Below are 17,582 nucleotides of genomic sequence, written 5' to 3' on the forward strand. Positions count from 1 at the left end.
GAGTGAAGTGACCGGTTTTCTGAAAGGCGTGATCAAGTTCCAGAATGAGGTTTACCCGAGCAAGCAGGAGCTGTTTGAGCGCCTTGCCAAAGGGCAGTCTCCGGAAGCCGTTTTCATTGCTTGCTCTGATGCGCGGGTTGAAACCGCAATGATCACCCAGACTGACCCTGGTGAGCTATTCATTCTCCGAAATGCGGGCAATATCGTACCGCCACACACCAGCCAGACCGGCGCCATGACAGCCACGCTGGAATTTGCAATGCGTGTTCTGGATGTGCCGCACATTGTTGTGTGCGGTCACTCTGAATGCGGTGCGATGAAGGGTATTATGAACCCCGATAGCGTCCAGCATCTGCCACACGTCAAAGAGTGGCTCGGCTTTTCTCAAGGCGCGATGGATGTCGTGGAAGAAATGTCTGCGGGTAAGTCCGAAGACGAAAAGCTCAACCTGCTTCTGGAAGAGAATGTGAAGCTGCAGCTTCAGCATTTGCGGACACACCCGAGCGTGATGCGCAAGCTGGCGAATGGCACGCTCACCCTGCATGGCTGGGTTTATGACATTAAGACAGGTCGTGTTTCAGCCTGGGATGAGGCTGATGGCCGGTTCGAACCGGTTGATGAGCGCTATCAGGATCTGGCAGCCGAGGTCGCAGGCAATATGAGCTGCGACCACTAATCATCCTAGCTGTTGCGGTGAATGATCGCCGCTGCAATCGTGACTTCGGCGACACCTTCGCCGAGCACCTGATCAACGGCCGTCTGTAAACGGCGGCCGATCATATCAAGGTCTGGCACGGTGCCGACTTCATAGCTCATAGACAGATAGCCGTGCACGGCGCGGCGAAGCGCGTCGCGAATACGAGGCATCTGGGCTTCTGCGCGGCGACGTTCGCGGTCGTCATGAATTTCAATACCCGCATCCAGCGCCATCAGAGACCGGAAACCGTCCACGCCTGCAATCGGCGCATGAACGCCCGTCACAGCAATATAGTCCTGAGAACCGGTGATGCGCGCGCCCGCACGGTCAGCCGGGTCGCCGCCAGCGCCAGCCGCATGTGCGCTCATCATTGCAGATGGAGCAAGCATGGCTGCGGCGAACAGAAGATGGGAAAGTTTCAGTTTCATGCCTTAACGCCTACCATGACGGCGTTAAGGTGTTATCGAAACCGCGCGTTAAGATTTATCAACGGTTGGTAAGAGTTCGTTAAAGCCGAAGATCGACGCATCGTGCAAATGCGATGGTCGCGCATGAGATAAAGCATGCGCCATTTTCGCTTTCCGGCCCGGATTATTCTTCTCCCAAGTGGTCAGCATGTCCTTCATCAGCATGCGCTGAAGCCCGTCCTGTGAGCCGCACAGCGTGCACGGAATGATCGGGTAGTTCATGCCGGCTGCGAACTTTTCAATGTCTGCTTCTTCAGACCGGATGAGCGGGCGCAGGACCATCACATCGCCTTCATCATTGAGAAGTTTTGGCGGCATGGCAGCAAGGCGTCCGCCGTGGAAAAGGTTCATGAAGAAGGTTTCCAGCGCATCATCAAGATGGTGACCCAGCACGATGGCATCGCATTTTTCTTCGCGCGCAATCCGGTAAAGAATGCCGCGACGCAGACGTGAGCAGAGCGCGCAATATGTCTTTTGCGCCGGCAGTTTGTCCGTCACGATAGAGTAGGTGTCTTCGGTCTCGATCCGGTAAGGCACTTCCAGACCATCCAGATAATTCGGCAGGATTTCTTTTGGAAAGCCCGGCTGCACCTGATCGAGGTTGCACGCCAGAAGCTCGGCCTGAATAGCGCCGAGATATTTCAGCTCCAGCAGGATAGAGAGGAGCGCATAGCTATCCTTGCCGCCCGACAGACAGATCAGCCAACGCGCAGGCTCGGTGGAAGACTTGGATGTATCAAGCCCGTAAGTCTGGATGGTTTCAAGCGCCTGACGCACAAGACGTTTGCGCGTCTTCTTGAAGGTGACACCATCGGGCGCATTGGCAAAGGCTGCACGAAAGCTCCGCTCTACATCCAGCTTCCTAACGGTGGAGCGGATGGTGCGGGTCGGCATATCGTCGTTGAGCGCGGTTTCCGGGAGCATGTCCAAGGCGAAAAATCCTGAATGTCTGGGTGTTCTGGTCTGAAGCTCTGGCAAGCTTTCACGGGCTTCCTATCTGAAAACGCGCAAAGCTGCCAGAGCCGCCAGACATTCCGCTGACGAGCGTTGTGTGTGAGGACGCAGTTAAATGCGTCGCAAGCCAGCTTCGTTCGGGCAGGGCCAATAAAGCAAAGTCTGTCTGAACCGGACTTAAACGCTGTGTTCATGCAGGAAGAAAGTGTTCAGACTGATGCGGTATCAGGTGGCATTGCGTTTATTCACCGCTTCAATATAGGTGAAGCGAAATTATGAGGGACTGGAAGCATGGGCTATCCGATTTACTGGCTGATCCACAATGTGATCTTCTTCTATCAGATCGTGATCTTTATCTATCTGATCACACGCATTCTGATTCAGTTCGAAGTGGTGAACAGCTATAACCAGCTGGTTCAGTTTATCCTGCGATTTGGGTCTGCGCTGGTCGAGCCTGCGCTCGCACCAATCCGCCGTTTCCTGCCATCGTTCAATGGAATCGATCTTTCTCCACTCGTCTTGCTGCTTGCGCTTGGCTTTATTGACCGGATTGCGTACTGGCTGCTCATCTCTCCGCTTGAAGTACAATAGGATATAACATGGGCGCGCTGATTGACGGAAAAGCCATTGCCGCAGGCATTCGTGAGAATGTCGCCAAAGAAGTCGCCGCCCTGAAATCCGAGCATGGCTTTACGCCGGGCCTGGCGGTTGTGCTCGTCGGTGAAGATCCGGCAAGCCAGATCTACGTGCGCAATAAAGGCAAGATGACCGAAGAAGCGGGCATGAATTCCTTCACGCACCGCCTTCCCGCTGACGCGACGCAGGATCAGGTCGAAGCGCTTCTGGAAACGCTGAACAATGATGACAGCGTGGACGGCATTCTGCTTCAGCTGCCTCTGCCAAAGCATCTCGATGAAGCCAGCGCGATTGAGCGTATCTCTCCGAACAAAGACGTAGACGGTCTGACAGAAGCGTCTGCTGGGCGTCTGTCGCTTGGCAAAAAGGGCATTCGTCCGTGCACGCCTGCAGGCTGTGTGATCCTCGCCAAATCTGCGCTGGGCGATGATCTTTCAGGTAAGAATGTCGTCGTGATTGGCCGTTCCATTCTGGTTGGCAAACCGGCTGCGCTGTTATTCCTTGAGCAGAACTGCACGGTGACAATTGCTCACTCGCGCACCAAAGACCTGGGTGAGGTCTGCCGTCAGGCTGACATTCTGGTCGCTGCGGTTGGTCGCCCGAAAATGGTGCCTGCAGACTGGGTGAAGCCGGGTGCATGCGTGATTGATGTCGGCATTAACCGCATTCCGGCCCCTGAAAAGGGCGAGGGCAAAACCCGCGTCGTGGGCGATGTTGATTTTGCAGCCTGTAAGGATGTTGCCGGTCAGATCACACCTGTTCCGGGCAGTGTCGGTCCGATGACGATTGCGGGTCTTCTGGTGAATACGGTCACGGCTGCGAAACTGCGCCGCGGGCTTTAGTCTCCGCTATTGTTGCCACCCGAAAAATCTAACAAACTTTCGCTCATTCCTGCGTAGGCAGGAATCTGGAGCGAAAGTGCGCGTATGAACGGTGAAACAGTTTACTGCGTTTATATCATGAGCAATGAGCGTGATACCGTGCTCTATATCGGTATGACAGATGACCTTAATCGCCGTGCATATGAGCACAGAGAGCATCTGATCAAAGGCTTCTCTGACCGTTATAATTGCGAAAAGCTGGTCTGGTTTGAAGGTCACCCAAGTCGCGAAAGCGCTTTCATTCGCGAACGGCAGATGAAGAAGTGGAAACGGGCGTGGAAAGACCGGCTCATCGATCAGGGTAACCCGCATAGGGTGGATCTCGCGGAAACGCTTTTGTGAGTTGCCACTCTATCTGCCAGATCCCTGCCTTCGCAGGGATGAGCGATGAAATAGAACAGGACGTGAGCTGTGTCCCAGCCCTTCAAGCCAAAAGAGAATGAGTTGTTCCGCAGCCTGTGGGAGGCGCAGGCGGGAAAGTGCGCGCTTTGCGGCGAGGATATGCCGCAAAACCGGTTCGAAACGGCACATTCCACGCTCTGGAAGAAGCTTCGTCCGACTTTTGACCATATAAAACCGCGCTCAAAAGGTGGGCCCGATACGCCTGAAAATCTACAGCTGGCCCATGCGCGGTGCAATAAAATCAAAGGAAACAAATAACTGGGGTGAATCTGCAGCCGGAATTCCCCTGTATGGCGAAACTGGAATGAAGCTTGCTCTTTGAGATGTGAATCTCACGGAGCCTCCAGATGGACATTTCACGCCAACGTTTCGACTCGCTGACCGGTCTTCGCTTCATTCTCGCGATCTGGATCGCCTATTTCCACGTCGGGCATATGTATGACCATGACGGCTTTGGCGCGCTGCCATATCTGGAACTCGGTGTCGCGCGGGTCGATGTTTTCTTCGTCCTCTCAGGCTTCGTGCTCACCCATATCTACTGGAATAACCGGAACCGGCCTTTTGCCTTTGGTGACTTTATGGTCGCCCGTATCGCGCGGATTTACCCGCTGCACATGCTGGCGCTTGGCATCATGCTGGGCTTCCTTGTACTTGGCATGGTGATGGGCCGCGCGGATATGGCTGAAGGCTATCCATTGGAAGGTCTGTTCGCGAACCTCTTCATGATGCAATCTTTTGGCGTACCGGGCGGGGCCGCATGGAATTTCCCGGCCTGGGCGATCAGCGCCGAGTTCGCAGGCTATCTGGCATTCCCGCTCTATATCTGGCTTGCAACGAAGATGAAGGCGCACCGCACACTCTTCTTCGGGCTCTGTCTTTTGAATGTTTACCTCGTTGATCAGGTGCACCAGATGCTTCTGCATCGTGAGCTCAGTTCTTCCACCATGGCGTGGGGCGCGCTGCGTGGCGCAGTCGTCATGCTGGCGGGTGTTGGCGCTCGTGTGGCCTTCGAAGATTTTAAAGTATCCGGTTTCCGCGCGGGGCTTTACGCTCTTGCCGGTGCGGGCGGCGCGCTGCTGGCAGCAATGAACCATGTGGGGACTGCGTTTGTTGCAGCTGGCGGCGCGCTGATGATCATGTCGCTGGCGCGGATAGATGCAGAAGGCAAAGGCACTTTCCTTGCGCATCCGACAATGTGCGCGCTGGGTGGCTGGTCTTATGCGATCTTTATCCTACACGTACCGACCTTCATGATCATGAAGAATGCGCTCGATATTCTGGGCATTCCGTTTGTCGTGAATGCGTGGACATCGCTCGGCTTCACGCTGGTCGTCGTGGCGATTGCCTATCCGATCCATAAGCTGATCGAAGAGCCATGCCGTAAAGCCATTCGCGGCGGCTGGGAGAAGCGCTCCCGCCGCTCAAAAGAAACTCAGACCGCCTGATCAGACGGCCTCGCCTGCTGCGTGGGCGGACGCCCACGCCCATTGGAAGTTATATCCGCCAAGCCAGCCGGTCACATCGACAACCTCACCGATGAAATAAAGGCCCTCACAGAGTTTCGACTCCATCGTCTTGGATGACAGCTCGTCTGTGTTCACACCGCCAACGGTCACCTCGGCAGTGCGATAGCCTTCGGTGGCAGTCGGTGAAATTGTGTGCGCGGACAGACGCTCGGCCAGCCGGTCGATATCCGCATTTGATAGCGTTCCGATCTGGTTTCTGAGACCCGTTTCGCCAAAAATGTCCGCCGTCAGACGACCGGGAAGATACTCGACGATCCAGTCCGTGACGCGTTTCTTCGGATCGGTGTTGCGAGCGTGTGTCAGTTCAGACCTGACCCGTTCAGCTGGCAGATATTCCAGTGTGATCGCTTCGCCCGGATGCCAATAGCTGGAGGCCTGAAGGATGGCCGGCCCGGACAGCCCGCGATGAGTGAACAGCATGGCTTCCGAGAAGCGGGTTTTGTCTTGTGTTGTCACCGTGACGGGTGCGGCAACACCAGAGATGGCGGCAAACCGGTCGTGCAGAGCACCGGAAAAGGTGAACGGCACCAGACCTGGACGTGTCTCTACGATGGAATGGCCGAACTGCTTTGCCACATCATAGCCAAAGCTGGACGCGCCGATTTTTGGAATAGACAGCCCGCCAGATGCAATGATCAGTGAGGCAGGACGAAACGTACCTTTATTGGTCGTGACCGTGAAACACGCATCCGGCTTTGTAATTTCGCTGATCTCGCATTCCATGAGAATGCGCCCGCCTGCGGCTTCAAGATCGTCCAGCAGGAACTGGATGATGGCGCCGGATTTCTGGTCGCAGAAGAGCTGGCCGAGAGTTTTCTCATGCCAGGTCAGCTTGTGCGCCGACATGCGCTCGATAAAATCCCACGGGCCGAAACGGGCAAGCGCGGATTTCGCAAAATGCGGGTTCTGCGAAATGAAGCGCGAGGCTTTGGTTTCCAGATTGGTGAAATTGCAACGCCCGCCGCCGGAAATGCGGATTTTCTCGGCAGGCTTCTTTGCATGATCAACAATCAGCACGCGCTTGCCATTTCGGGCAGCCTCAATGCCTGCGAACAGGCCTGCAGCGCCTGCGCCGACGATCACCACTTCAGGGGATGGACCAGATGGCCATAATTCGTCGAAGTTTGAACCTAATACCGTCATTTCGTTGTTCTGTGATGACAAAACGGCGCCGATGTTTCATGGTAAACGGGCGCTGGAGGAGGGGAAATCATGCGGTATCTACAAGGCTTTATTGTTGCGGTTGTGGCCATTCTGGCATTCGGACTGATCCAGAACAGCATGTCGGGACATAATACCCGAACGCAGCAGACGCAAACACTCGCTTTCACTTCGGGCCAACAATCTGGCGCGGTGCCTGCCCAGTCCGAAGGGCGCGACGCCCAGACCCTCCGCCGGATTGAAGAGCGCGAGCGCCTTCGTCAGGCTGCAGCAGACGCAAATGAAGAGACTTTCGGCTATTTGCGCTACCGGACAGATACAAGCGGCGCGGCCCCTCTCGCATGCCTCTCTTTTTCTGCGCCGCTCAACCCTGAAATTGACTACTCCACCTATGTTCAGGTGACCCCGCGCACCTCATTGTCTTTCTCCGCCAATGGTCAGGACCTCTGCATTGGCGGCCTCACATTCTCCGACACGCGCGAGCTGGAACTGCGCGAAGGCCTGCCTGCGATGGATGGCCGCGTTCTGGAAGAGAGCGAAATGCTCACGGTCGATTTCACAGACCGTCCGCCTTATGTCGGCTTCTCCGGTTCAGGCGTCATCCTGCCGCGCATTGATGCTGACGGCCTGCCAATCGAGACTGTGAATGTGGATGAAGTCCGCATTGAAGTGACCCGCATTAATGACCGCGCGCTCGCCTTCAAGCGTGTGATGGAAGGCTATACCCGCTCTCAGGGCGGCTATGGCTATCTCTATGGTGATGAAAATCCGGACGATGTGGAAACGCCAATCTGGTCTGGCACGATGGATATTGAAGCGCGCCAGAACGAGGCTGTCACCAGTGTCTTCCCGCTGGCTGAAGCCATTGGCGAGCTGGAAGCCGGTGCATATTTTGTCACGCTGACCGACACGCGCGAAAACCTCGGCCGCGAAGGCCCGCCTGCACAGGCCCGCCGCTGGATCATTACCACCGACCTCGCTCTGACAAGCTATTGGGGGGAGACTGGCCTTGATGTTGTCGTACGCTCTCTGCAGACCGCCCGTCAGGTCGGCAATGTCAGCCTGCAGCTCATCGCGGTGAACAATGAAATCCTCGCAGAAGAAACAACTGACGGTGCGCGCGCTGTACATTTCGATCAGGCGCTTCTGAACGGCACTGGCAATCTGCGTCCGCGCATGGTCGTCGCGTTTGGCCCGTCCGGCGATTTTGCGATGCTCGATCTTGATCGCGCGCCGATTGATCTGTCGTCCGAAGGCATTGGCGGTCGTACGCCGAACTATCCGGTGGATGGTTTCGTCTACACCGAGCGCGGTATTTATCGTCCGGGCGAGATGATCCACGCGACCGCGATGCTGCGTGATGACGCTGGCCGCGCAGTGACAGACCGTCAGGGCCGGTTCGTTGTCTATCGCCCGAATGGTATGGAAGCGACCCGTCAGGCCTTCACCGAAACCGAACTTGGCGGTGTGACCTTTGATTATGACCTTCCGCGCTCGGCCTCACGTGGCCAGTGGCGCGTGGTCGTCGAGGTTGACGGAATTGGCGAGGTTGGCTCGACCCGTGTTTCGGTTGAGGACTTCGTTCCGCAGCGCATCCGTGTAGATGTTGAGGCCGACACCGATACGCCGCTCCGCCGCGGTCAGGCGCGTGACGTCGAAGTTAGCTCCGACTTCCTTTATGGCGCGCCGGGTGCCGGGCTCGTCGTGCAAGCCGAAGCCCGCCTCGAAACCGATCCATCTCCGTTCGACGCGTTTGAAGGCTTCCGTTTCGGCGCTCATGACGATGTCTTCCGTCAGGAAATTATCGAATTTCCCGAGCAGATGACTGATGGCGCAGGCAATGTATCGCTTGCACTCAATCCGGATGGTGCTGGCGTAAACGCTGATCAGCCGCTGCGTCTGCGTACAGTCGTTTCCGTGCTCGAGCCGGGTGGCCGCGCCGTCTCTGACAGCGTGATCATCCCGTATCGCCCGAAGGCAGCTTATCTCGGCATACGTCCTGATTTCGACTACAGCCCATCGCGCAATGAAGCCTTCGCTTTCAACATTGCCTCAATCAGCCCTGAGGGCGAGGCCATGTCTGCTGATGTGAACTGGCGTCTTATTCAGGTCTATTACACTTATGACTGGTACCGCGAGGGCGAGCGCTGGCGCTGGCGCCGATCCCGCGTTGTGCGTGAGATCAATGAGGGCACACTAGACCTTGATGCCGGTGAAATCGGTACGGTCGATTTTGAGCCGCTTGAAGAGTATGGCGATTACCGCCTGATCGTGAGCGACCAGAACACAGACGAAGAAACCAGCTACCAGTTCTGGGTTGGCTGGGGTGGCCGCGCAACCGAAGGCGTGGAAGCGCCAGACCGTGTGCGTCTCTCAGTATCTGATGATCTTCCAACCGAAGGCGAGCGTGCAGAGCTGACGCTTCTGCCGCCATATGCTGGTGAAGCGCAGATTGTCGTCGCAACCGATCATGTTCTTTCCGTCAGCTATATGACCGTCACAGAGCGCGGCGCTGAAATCTCTCTGCCGGTTACACCGGAATGGGGTGAGGGCGCCTATGTCATGGTGACGGTGTTCTCCGAACGCGAGCTGACGGAGCGCCCTGTGCCGCGCCGTGCAGTTGGTGTGTCTTACGTGCCGGTCGATACGACTGACTGGACATTCGAAGTAAGCTTTGACGTGCCGGAGCTTGTGCGTCCGCGTACCGAACAAACTATTGGCGTGAACGTCTCTGATGGTCCGCGCGAGCCGATCTTCATGACGCTTGCTGCCGTTGATGAAGGTATTCTGGCGCTCACCAATTTCCAGACGCCGGACCCTGCCAGCTGGTATTTCGGCAAAATGGCGCTAGGCGTCGACATTTATGACGATTATGGCCGCTTGCTTGATCCGAATATGGCCGCGCCGGGCGAAATCCGCTCCGGTGGTGACCAGCTCGGCGGCGAGGGATTGTCCGTCGTGCCGACACGCACGGTCGCGCTCTGGTCCGGCATGGTCGATGTCGGCCGCGATGGCCGCGCCGAAGTCGATTTCGAGATTCCGGATTTTAATGGCGAACTACGCCTGATGGCCGTGGCATGGTCTGCTAATGGTGTCGGTTCCGGCGATCAGGCGCTTACCGTGCGTGATGAAGTGCCAGTTGAGCTGTCTCTGCCGCGCTTCCTTGCGCCAGGCGATCGCGCCGTTGCGACTGCCAGCATCGACAATGTCGAACTGGAAGCCGGTTCATTCGAAGCCTTGCTGCAATCAGATGGTCCTGTGGACTTCCTGACCGAGAGCTTCACAGTCGAGCTCACCGAGGGCCAACGTGTCGACCAGCCGGTTGATCTGCGTTCAGAAGCTGAAGGCATTTCAGAGCTTTCCATCGCGGTGGCAGGGCCTGAGGACTTCTCTGTCGCGCATGAGTATCCGATTCAGACGCGGTCGGCCTTCCTGCCGGAAACGCGGATCGAACGGACGCTTCTGGCCGCCGGTGAAAGCTATTCAATCCCGCAGGGTCTGATCTCCGGCTATGTGCCGGGCTCTGAAGAGACCGTTGTCTCATTCTCGGCTCTGCCGATTGACGCCGGTTCGCTTTATGCCTCGCTGTCGCGTTATCCGTATGGTTGTACCGAGCAGATTACGTCGCGTGCTCTGCCGCTTCTCTATTCAGAAGAGCTGGCGGTCCTTGCCAATAGCGATGATCCGGACGTTCGCGCCCGTGCCCGCGCTCAGGTTCAGGACGCCATCAATACGCTTTTGAACCGTCAGAGCCCTGATGGCTCAATCGGCCTCTGGCGTGAAGGCGACCGTCATTCCTCACCATGGCTGGGTGCCTACGCAACAGACTTCCTGCTACGTGCGAGCGAAGAAGGCTATAACGTGCCGCGTGTCTCTCTCGAGCGTGCGCTCGGTGCGCTGGCAACCGTCTCTCAGGGCGAGGCATGGCGCATTTACGGCTATGACACGGATGTCTGGGAAAGCCGCTGGCATAACGATACCGAAGCACGCCTGATGCGCCGGTCAGCGCCATTTGCACTGTACGTGCTGGCGAAAGCCGGTGAGGCAGATATCTCCCGCGTTCGCTATATGCATGACCGCGAGCTCTCTCAGATGGAATCGCCGCTGGCGCGCGCACAGCTCGGTGCTGCGCTCGCCATGCTTGGTGATCGTGCGCGTGCAACATCCGCCTTTGAGGCCGCGGTGAACGCACTCGGTTATTCCAATAATGGAGACTATTACCAGACAGCGCTGCGTGACCTTGCCGGTGTCATCGCGCTCGCTGCTGAAGTTCAGATGACAGATGTTCTGGAAGATCTGTCTGAACGCCTCGGCGCAGATGTCAGCGATGGCGATTATCTCTCTACGCAGGAGAAATCCTTCCTGCTTCTGGCGCTTGATGCGATGACGGCGGGTGAGCCTGAGCCGCAGATTGCAACAGAGGTAGACGGCGCGAATGCGCGCTATGTGCTGGAAAGCGTTGCCGTGGCTGGAGAAGCAAGCTTCACCAACAATGGTGAAGCGCCGATCTGGCAGACGACTTATGTGCGCGGCGCGCCGGTTGAGGCACCGCCTGCATCGTCCTCCCAGTTCCGTATCTCGAAAGAGATCATGACGCTGCAAGGCAATCGTGTGGATCTTGATAATGTCCAGCGCGGTGACCGTATGGTGGTGCGCCTGATCCTGTCGCCGGAACAGCGCCGCACAAACCCGATGATCGTTGAAGATCTGCTGCCTGCCGGTTTCGAGATCGAAGCTATCCTCAAGTATGAGGACGGGCTGGAAGCGCAGGGCGCATTCTTCTGGGTTGGTAATATCGCGACGCCGAACGTCTCCGAAGCGCGCGATGACCGTTTCGTTGCCGCGATTGATGTGCGCAATGAGCCGGTCACGCTGGCTTATGTGGTGCGTGCAGTCACGCCGGGTGAGTTCGCTCTGCCGGGCGCCGTCACCGAAGACATGTACCGCGCAGACGTGTTCGCACGCTCTGACTCGCAGACTGTGACGATTTCAGGTGATGAAGGCTGATCTGTCATTCATAACCCGGCGCTTTTTGCGCCGGGGCTTCTGGCTGAAATCCGGTGCGGTTCTGGCTGGCCTTCTGGTCACGCTGGCTGCGCTGGACGTTGCCTTTCCGCCGCCGATTGAGCGTGCACGGTCTGGCTCGCTCATCGTAACGGATGTGAATGGCATTCCGCTTCGGGCGTTTCCTACAGAGGAGGGCCGCTGGCGGATCAGGGCCAATCTGGAAAACACCGACCAGCTCTTCATTGAGGCGCTGATCGCTGTTGAGGATGAGCGGTTCTATTCCCATTGGGGCGTCGATTTTCTGGCTGTCATCCGCGCGAGCGGGCAGGCCATCGGTCGTGGGCGCATTGTGTCCGGCGCATCCACCATAACCATGCAGACCGCGCGTCTATTGGAGCCGCGCCCACGCAATTTCGGCTCCAAGCTGATCGAGATGTTTCGCGCTTTCCAGCTGGAGCGCCGCCTCACTAAGGATGAAATTCTAGAGCTTTATCTGACGATGACGCCCTATGGTGGCAATCTGGAAGGGCTGCGCGCTGCGAGCTGGGCCTATTATGGCCGCGAGCCGGACCGTCTAACCGATGATCAGATCGCGCTCTTGCTGGCACTGCCCCAATCGCCGGAAGTGCGCCGGCCTGACCTGCGCCCCGATACTGCGCGTGCAGCCCGTAGCCTGTTGCTGTCTCGCATGGCTGATCTTGATCTCATTTCGGACCAGCGCGCGGATGAGGCGGCGGAATTGCCGCTTCCTGCAAGGAATGCTTTCCCTTCAAATGGCTGGCATGCGAGTGCGCTCATTCGGGAGCGTAAACTGGCACGGCTGGCGCCAGATGCCCGTCACGGCATGCCCGTCGCTGATGTGCGCTCTACGATCGATGCAGGTCTTCAGTTTGCGCTTGAGGACTATCTGGAAGAGGTCGCTGGTGAACTCACCGATGAGGTGCAGATATCGGCGATTGTCGTTGAGAATGAGACACGTGCCGTGCGCGCAATGGTTGGGTCTGCCTCACGGGGGCGTCCGGGCGGCTGGATTGATCTGACGAACTCGCCGCGCTCACCTGGGTCTACACTGAAGCCCTTTATCTATGGGCTCGCTTTTGATGACGGCCTCGCCATGCCGGATACCTTTATTGAGGACCTGCCTGCGCGGTTTAACACCTATCGGCCTGAGAATTTCGACAGGTCCTTTCGCGGACAGGTGAGGGTGAGCGATGCGCTGCAGCACTCGCTCAACGTGCCAGCGGTTCTGGCGTTGGACCGTATCGGGCCGGAGCGTTTTGCGACGTCTCTTGAACTGGCGGGTGTGCCTTTGCGTGTTTACGGGTCGGCCTCGCGTGATCCGGGCCTTGCGCTTGCGCTTGGCGGTGTCGGTATGACCGTTCAGGATCTGGCGCTCTTATATTCCGGTCTTGGCGATGGCGGCCTGATGCGGCCACTCGTCTGGACCGAGGCAGAAGCTCTCGAAGCTGAAGGCTCGTCAGCGCGCCGGTTTATGAGTGCGGGTTCAGCAGCAGAGCTTATTGATATCCTGCAGTCTGCCCCGACACCTGAAGGGCGTATGCCGTCAAACCTCACGCAGGATGCGCCGGAGATCGCCTTCAAGACCGGAACATCTTACGGATTCCGCGATGCATGGGCGGCAGGTATTGCGCGTGGTCATACGGTGATCGTCTGGGTCGGGCGCGCCGATGGTGCGCCAAGGCCCGGCGCAACGGGGCGTCGGGCAGCCCTGCCAATCCTGTTCAACGTGTTCGACCGCGTCTCGGCCGAGCTTGATACGCAGGGCAATGCGCAAGATCGGCTGATGGCAGAAGAGCGCTTTACGCCTCAGCATGCGATGGCGCGTTTCGGGCGGGATGATGATCCGCCGCTTATCCTCTTCCCGCCGGAAAATGTGGTCCTTGTGCAAAAGCGAGATGACCACCCGAACCCCGGTTTCGTTTTGTCGGGCCGTGGCAGCGGAGACCTTCGCTGGTTCGTGGATGGTGAGCCGATCTCGCTGGATGCTGCGGGTGCGCCATATTGGGTGCCGCGCGGGCCGGGGTTTTACTATGTCTCTGCCGTCGACCCTGAAGGGCGGGAATCCCGCGTCGCAATCCGCGTGCAGCCACGTTAAGAAGTTGCGACTTTTTCGTCACGCTTGTGAGTTCTTACAGTCACATCTGCATGAGCAGGGTGGAAATCGAACGCCTTAGACCCCTAATACGATCCACAAAAACACGCAGGCGCGAAAAATTAGACCTGCGGTTATCGGGCAAATGGGAATGAGTATGCGTATCCCAAAGAATTTCGCGGTTGCGATTGCTGCCGGTCTGGCGGCGACAACCATCACAGTTTTCACTCAGGCAGGCGCTGATCAGAACAGCGACACGCCAGCGGCTGTCTCTCAGGCAGATGCCGTGTTTGCGGGTGGATGTTTCTGGTGCACTGAAGCCGATTTCGATAAGGTCGACGGCGTACTTGAGACGATTTCTGGTTACACCGGCGGCAGTGTGGCCAACCCAAGCTATGAGCAAGTGACGCGTGGCAATACGGGCCATTTCGAGGCTGTGCGCGTGATCTATGATCCAAGCGTTGTCACATTTGACGAGCTGGTGGACTATTACTGGCGCACAATTGATCCGACCAATCCCAACGGTCAGTTCTGCGATACCGGCCCAAGCTATCGTACAGCTATCTTTGTAGAGACACCTCAGGAACGCGAGACTGCGGAAGCTTCGCTGGCAGAGCTGGTTGAGGGCGACACGCTGCCTGCGCCAATCGTGACCGAGATCATCGATCAGGAAACCTTCTGGCCTGCTGAGGACTATCACCAGAATTATTATATCGAGAACCGCCAGCGCTATGAGTTCTATCGCGCGCGCTGCGGACGTGACCAGCGAATTGATCAGGTCTGGGCGAACACGCCGCCGCTTGATCACGCAGAGCACTAAACAAAAAAGACGAGGCGCAGGCCTCGTCTTTTTCTTATCAGCTTATCGGCGAGCCGTTATTGCGCGCACTCACCAACGCGCTCGGCTGAGATCTGCAGAACCGCTGTCATCTCACCCATGCCTGCGCCCTGACCTGACATGTTTGATGAGATTGATGCGCTGTTGCCGCCATCGCCAAGTTCAATGACCAGATCGCCGGACATGCTGATTTCCGGAGATTCGCAGACCATTGCGTATTCATGGCGGGTGGATGTTTCGGAAATCGCGGTGATGTCACAGCCATCCTGACGAAACTCATCCGGGTTAAAGGCCGCGTCTTCTTCCGTGATGCATTCCAGATTGTTCTCCGGTGGCATAGGCATTGTGTTGCCCATTACCGTAACCGCACCTTCCTGCGTGAAAGACCATTGGCCCGGATTAAGCGCGATTTCTTCTGCGTGAGCAGAAGCGGCGCCGAGAAGGAAAACTGCGGCGAGGCCGGTCGACAAAAGCTTCATGAGGATCCCCTTTTTGAAAGCGTCAGTCGCGACCCTAAGGGAAACATGCCTGCAATGAAACCGGCGCGCTGCTATTCGTTTCCATCACGTGGCGCCGGCTCAAATCCGGATGCGCGGAAGAGGGTGAAGCGACGCTCTTTCCCACCGCCTAGATCAATCACCAGCTCGCCTGTTTCTTCGAACGTCTCGAAGTCGCCGCGCAAGCGTTCCAGATGCGATGGACGGAAATTCAGAACCAGAGCGTTTTCGGCATCTGAATCTGAAATCGGAGTCTCTTCAGAGAAACTCTGCGGAACGCCTGCAATCTGCCATGATCGAAGCGGAATATCGATCACGCCGTCGCGGCCATAATAGTCCAGGCCGTGCCAGATTTCGCGCTCGTCGACGATGATAGAGGTCGCCCCCATTTCGGTGGCGATGGCATTCACGCGTTCGATGGTTTCCGGCCATGCGCGAACCCGTTTGAAGCCATTTGCAAGACCAGCCTCATTGACCACGGAAGGTGGTGCGATCAGCGCGCCCATATAAACAATGCCGAGCAGCAGGTTGAAGCCGATCCCCGTCATAAGAATGGCGCGAAGGCGTCCGCCCCCGTGAACGGCCCATGCGCCGATCAGAATGGCGGCTGCCGGATACGTCGTTGCGGCCCAGTTTGCGTGCGCGCGGCTGAGAAAAGCCTGAACCAGAATGATCAGCAAAGGCGGCAGCACAAAACCGAGAAGCAGTCTCGCGCGCGTGTCGCTGTGCATCTGCGTTCGAGACAGGGCAAACAGGATGACGAAGGTCACAAGCAGGCCAAAGCTCACCGGGCCGAACACGCCAAACTGGTCAAAGAAGAAGGTAAAGAACTCGTCCGGATTGAACATGTCCTCGCCCCAGTTGGCGTTATCAGCGGTATGGCCGATAGTTTTGAAGCCATTACCGAGGCTCCAGAGCGCATGTGGGGTGAGGATGAGGCCTGCAGCCAGTGCTGTTGCGGCGCCGCGCGCAGAAAGCAAAGCGCGGCGGCTCGTCTGATCGAAGAGGAGCGCAAGCGCCAGACCGATCAGGAAATAGACCATCGCGTATTTAGAGAGAAACCCGAGGCCGATTGCGATGCCGAGCAGGGCTGCGTTCGTCAGGTTCTGTTGGTCGCGCAGGCGTGTCAGCGCATAAAGGCCTGCGCTCCAGAACATGAGGAGCGCTGCATCTGTCGAAATGATCGTAGACGACAGCCAGACACCCGGCATGGTGAGATAAATGGCGGCGGCGAAGAAGCCTTCCTTCTCTGACCAGAGGCGGCGCCCCGCCAGAAACAGGAATGTGCCGGTTGTCGCGTGGAGGAAGGGGGCGAGCAGGCGGATTGCCCATTCATCATGCCCGAAAATGCTCGTTGAGAGGCCGATAATCCATGCGATCATCGGTGGTTTGGAATAATAACCCCAGTCAAACTCAGTCGACCAGCGCCAGTATTGTGCTTCATCAACACTCAGATTCAGCGTTGAAAACATCAGCACAATCAGGCGGACGAGCAGCAGTAAAACGCTGAATATAATGAAGAATTTTTTCCAGTCAGTTTGCGCTGACTTGTCTGCAGAAAACACGCTTTTCTCCGCTACCCGTGACATGGGTAATTTTTTGCGGGACACTGTGAAAATCAAGCTTGCATGGCAAGCCTAAAATGATTATTTCCGCCGCTCCATCACACCGGGGCCGTGTGGGCCCGATAATACAAGGTTTATGGTTATGGCATATGGAGTCCCGGTAGAGCCGGATCTAGAAGATAACGTCGAACAGGAGCTGGCCGCATCGGAACAGCGATCTGATGCGGCAGGCGAAGAAGAGCGTCTCGACTTTTTCATCAAACGCGATGGTGTCGAGTTTGCTGGTACCCACCTGATCATCGATCTGTGGGATGTGTCCCGAATTGACGACCCAGCTCATATCGAAAATTCACTTTGTGACGCTGCCGTTCGCGCTGGCGCTACAATTCTCAGCTCCGACTTCCACGTCTTTACACCAAACAATGGTGTGTCCGGCGTGATCGTCCTGTCCGAGAGCCATATCTCCATCCATACCTGGCCAGAGCGTAACTTCGCTGCGGTTGATGTGTTCATGTGCGGTGCCGCACAACCACACCGCACGATTCAGGCGCTGAAAGAGGCCTTCAACCCGTCACGGGTTGGCCTGACAGAGCACCGCCGCGGTCTGTCCGTTTAACGGACTGAAAAGACACGCGCGGAGTGTGACCAAAAATCAGCAGCCGCTGATTAAAAGTTAACATGTTGTTAACTATGAAGCCGGGCAGTCTTGCCCGGCTTTTATTTTTCCCGTTAGACAGTTTTAGCGGCATGGGGGTGTGACCATAAAGACGCAATTGGGAAAGTTATGCTGCAGCGCACACGTTTGTCACAAAAGCTTTGCAATCGCGTCATTTAAGCG

At 57.0% G+C, this 17,582-nt stretch carries 15 protein-coding genes; 10 read left to right on the forward strand and 5 right to left on the reverse strand.

Annotated features, from left to right (window positions below):
• Positions 1-7 precede the first annotated feature (7 nt).
• Positions 8-676, forward strand: coding sequence for a carbonic anhydrase (locus tag P1U45_RS06435; protein WP_293610034.1), 669 nt, complete (start codon positions 8-10; stop codon positions 674-676).
• Positions 677-681: 5 nt separating this feature from the next.
• On the opposite strand, the gene P1U45_RS06440 is transcribed toward P1U45_RS06435, so the two are convergent.
• The gene (locus P1U45_RS06440; RefSeq protein ID WP_301058281.1) at positions 682-1,125 is read right to left on the reverse strand and encodes a hypothetical protein; all 444 of its coding nucleotides are present in this window, start codon (positions 1,123-1,125) and stop codon (positions 682-684) included.
• Positions 1,126-1,173: 48 nt separating this feature from the next.
• Positions 1,174-2,088: a tRNA 2-thiocytidine(32) synthetase TtcA gene (gene ttcA, locus P1U45_RS06445; RefSeq protein ID WP_301058282.1), complete on the reverse strand. Its 915-nt coding sequence runs from the start codon at positions 2,086-2,088 to the stop codon at positions 1,174-1,176.
• 321 nt (positions 2,089-2,409) lie between these two features.
• On the opposite strand from ttcA, the gene P1U45_RS06450 reads away from it, so the two are divergent.
• From P1U45_RS06450 to P1U45_RS06470, 5 genes are all read left to right on the forward strand, one after another.
• Entirely contained in the window at positions 2,410-2,709 is a 300-nt protein-coding gene (locus tag P1U45_RS06450) for a YggT family protein (RefSeq protein WP_301058283.1), read from the forward strand.
• Positions 2,710-2,717: 8 nt separating this feature from the next.
• A complete protein-coding gene (folD, locus tag P1U45_RS06455) occupies positions 2,718-3,596 on the forward strand; it encodes a bifunctional methylenetetrahydrofolate dehydrogenase/methenyltetrahydrofolate cyclohydrolase FolD (RefSeq protein WP_301058284.1) in 879 nt (292 codons plus the stop codon).
• A gap of 84 nt (positions 3,597-3,680) precedes the next feature.
• The gene (locus P1U45_RS06460) at positions 3,681-3,977 is read left to right on the forward strand and encodes a GIY-YIG nuclease family protein (RefSeq protein WP_301058285.1); all 297 of its coding nucleotides are present in this window, start codon (positions 3,681-3,683) and stop codon (positions 3,975-3,977) included.
• 159 nt (positions 3,978-4,136) lie between these two features.
• Entirely contained in the window at positions 4,137-4,295 is a 159-nt protein-coding gene (locus tag P1U45_RS06465; RefSeq protein WP_301059285.1) for an HNH endonuclease signature motif containing protein, read from the forward strand.
• A gap of 89 nt (positions 4,296-4,384) precedes the next feature.
• Complete coding sequence (locus P1U45_RS06470) at positions 4,385-5,482, forward strand: acyltransferase (protein ID WP_301058287.1); 1,098 nt, start codon at positions 4,385-4,387, stop codon at positions 5,480-5,482.
• Here the strand turns inward: P1U45_RS06470 and P1U45_RS06475 are convergent, their stop codons facing one another.
• Complete coding sequence (locus P1U45_RS06475; RefSeq protein ID WP_301058288.1) at positions 5,483-6,706, reverse strand: NAD(P)/FAD-dependent oxidoreductase; 1,224 nt, start codon at positions 6,704-6,706, stop codon at positions 5,483-5,485.
• Between the two features lie 69 nt (positions 6,707-6,775).
• Here P1U45_RS06475 and P1U45_RS06480 point away from each other — a divergent pair, with 69 nt between their 5' ends.
• From P1U45_RS06480 to msrA, 3 genes are all read left to right on the forward strand, one after another.
• Entirely contained in the window at positions 6,776-11,731 is a 4,956-nt protein-coding gene (locus P1U45_RS06480) for an alpha-2-macroglobulin (protein WP_301058289.1), read from the forward strand.
• Positions 11,721-13,847: a penicillin-binding protein 1C gene (gene pbpC / locus P1U45_RS06485; RefSeq protein ID WP_301058290.1), complete on the forward strand. Its 2,127-nt coding sequence runs from the start codon at positions 11,721-11,723 to the stop codon at positions 13,845-13,847. The genes P1U45_RS06480 and pbpC overlap by 11 nt, the downstream gene beginning before the upstream one ends.
• 148 nt (positions 13,848-13,995) lie before the next feature.
• The gene (gene msrA / locus P1U45_RS06490) at positions 13,996-14,664 is read left to right on the forward strand and encodes a peptide-methionine (S)-S-oxide reductase MsrA (protein WP_301058291.1); all 669 of its coding nucleotides are present in this window, start codon (positions 13,996-13,998) and stop codon (positions 14,662-14,664) included.
• A gap of 56 nt (positions 14,665-14,720) precedes the next feature.
• Here msrA and P1U45_RS06495 read toward each other — a convergent pair whose 3' ends face one another.
• Both P1U45_RS06495 and P1U45_RS06500 read right to left on the reverse strand, forming a co-directional pair.
• Positions 14,721-15,161 carry a DUF3617 family protein gene (locus P1U45_RS06495; RefSeq protein ID WP_301058292.1) on the reverse strand — a complete coding sequence of 147 codons (441 nt, stop codon included), beginning with the start codon at positions 15,159-15,161 and terminating at the stop codon, positions 14,721-14,723.
• A 71-nt stretch (positions 15,162-15,232) separates the two neighbouring features.
• The gene (locus P1U45_RS06500) at positions 15,233-16,744 is read right to left on the reverse strand and encodes a glycosyltransferase family 39 protein (RefSeq protein WP_301058293.1); all 1,512 of its coding nucleotides are present in this window, start codon (positions 16,742-16,744) and stop codon (positions 15,233-15,235) included.
• Positions 16,745-16,886: 142 nt separating this feature from the next.
• On the opposite strand from P1U45_RS06500, the gene speD reads away from it, so the two are divergent.
• Complete coding sequence (gene speD, locus P1U45_RS06505; protein WP_301058295.1) at positions 16,887-17,360, forward strand: adenosylmethionine decarboxylase; 474 nt, start codon at positions 16,887-16,889, stop codon at positions 17,358-17,360.
• Positions 17,361-17,582 lie beyond the last annotated feature (222 nt).

This window comes from Ponticaulis sp., from assembly GCF_029210165.1.
Taxonomy (GTDB): Bacteria; Pseudomonadota; Alphaproteobacteria; order Caulobacterales; family Hyphomonadaceae; genus Ponticaulis.

Bases quoted from the DNA above. Each gene is read 5' to 3' on its own strand.
- P1U45_RS06440 (WP_301058281.1), bottom strand. From the start codon at position 1,125: ATGAAACTGAAACTTTCCCATCTTCTGTTCGCCGCAGCCATGCTTGCT.
- ttcA (WP_301058282.1), bottom strand. From the start codon at position 2,088: ATGCTCCCGGAAACCGCGCTCAACGACGATATGCCGACCCGCACCATC.
- P1U45_RS06450 (WP_301058283.1), top strand. From the start codon at position 2,410: ATGGGCTATCCGATTTACTGGCTGATCCACAATGTGATCTTCTTCTAT.
- folD (WP_301058284.1), top strand. From the start codon at position 2,718: ATGGGCGCGCTGATTGACGGAAAAGCCATTGCCGCAGGCATTCGTGAG.
- P1U45_RS06460 (WP_301058285.1), top strand. From the start codon at position 3,681: ATGAACGGTGAAACAGTTTACTGCGTTTATATCATGAGCAATGAGCGT.
- P1U45_RS06465 (WP_301059285.1), top strand. From the start codon at position 4,137: ATGCCGCAAAACCGGTTCGAAACGGCACATTCCACGCTCTGGAAGAAG.
- P1U45_RS06470 (WP_301058287.1), top strand. From the start codon at position 4,385: ATGGACATTTCACGCCAACGTTTCGACTCGCTGACCGGTCTTCGCTTC.
- P1U45_RS06475 (WP_301058288.1), bottom strand. From the start codon at position 6,706: ATGACGGTATTAGGTTCAAACTTCGACGAATTATGGCCATCTGGTCCA.
- P1U45_RS06480 (WP_301058289.1), top strand. From the start codon at position 6,776: ATGCGGTATCTACAAGGCTTTATTGTTGCGGTTGTGGCCATTCTGGCA.
- pbpC (WP_301058290.1), top strand. From the start codon at position 11,721: ATGAAGGCTGATCTGTCATTCATAACCCGGCGCTTTTTGCGCCGGGGC.
- msrA (WP_301058291.1), top strand. From the start codon at position 13,996: ATGAGTATGCGTATCCCAAAGAATTTCGCGGTTGCGATTGCTGCCGGT.
- P1U45_RS06495 (WP_301058292.1), bottom strand. From the start codon at position 15,161: ATGAAGCTTTTGTCGACCGGCCTCGCCGCAGTTTTCCTTCTCGGCGCC.
- speD (WP_301058295.1), top strand. From the start codon at position 16,887: ATGGCATATGGAGTCCCGGTAGAGCCGGATCTAGAAGATAACGTCGAA.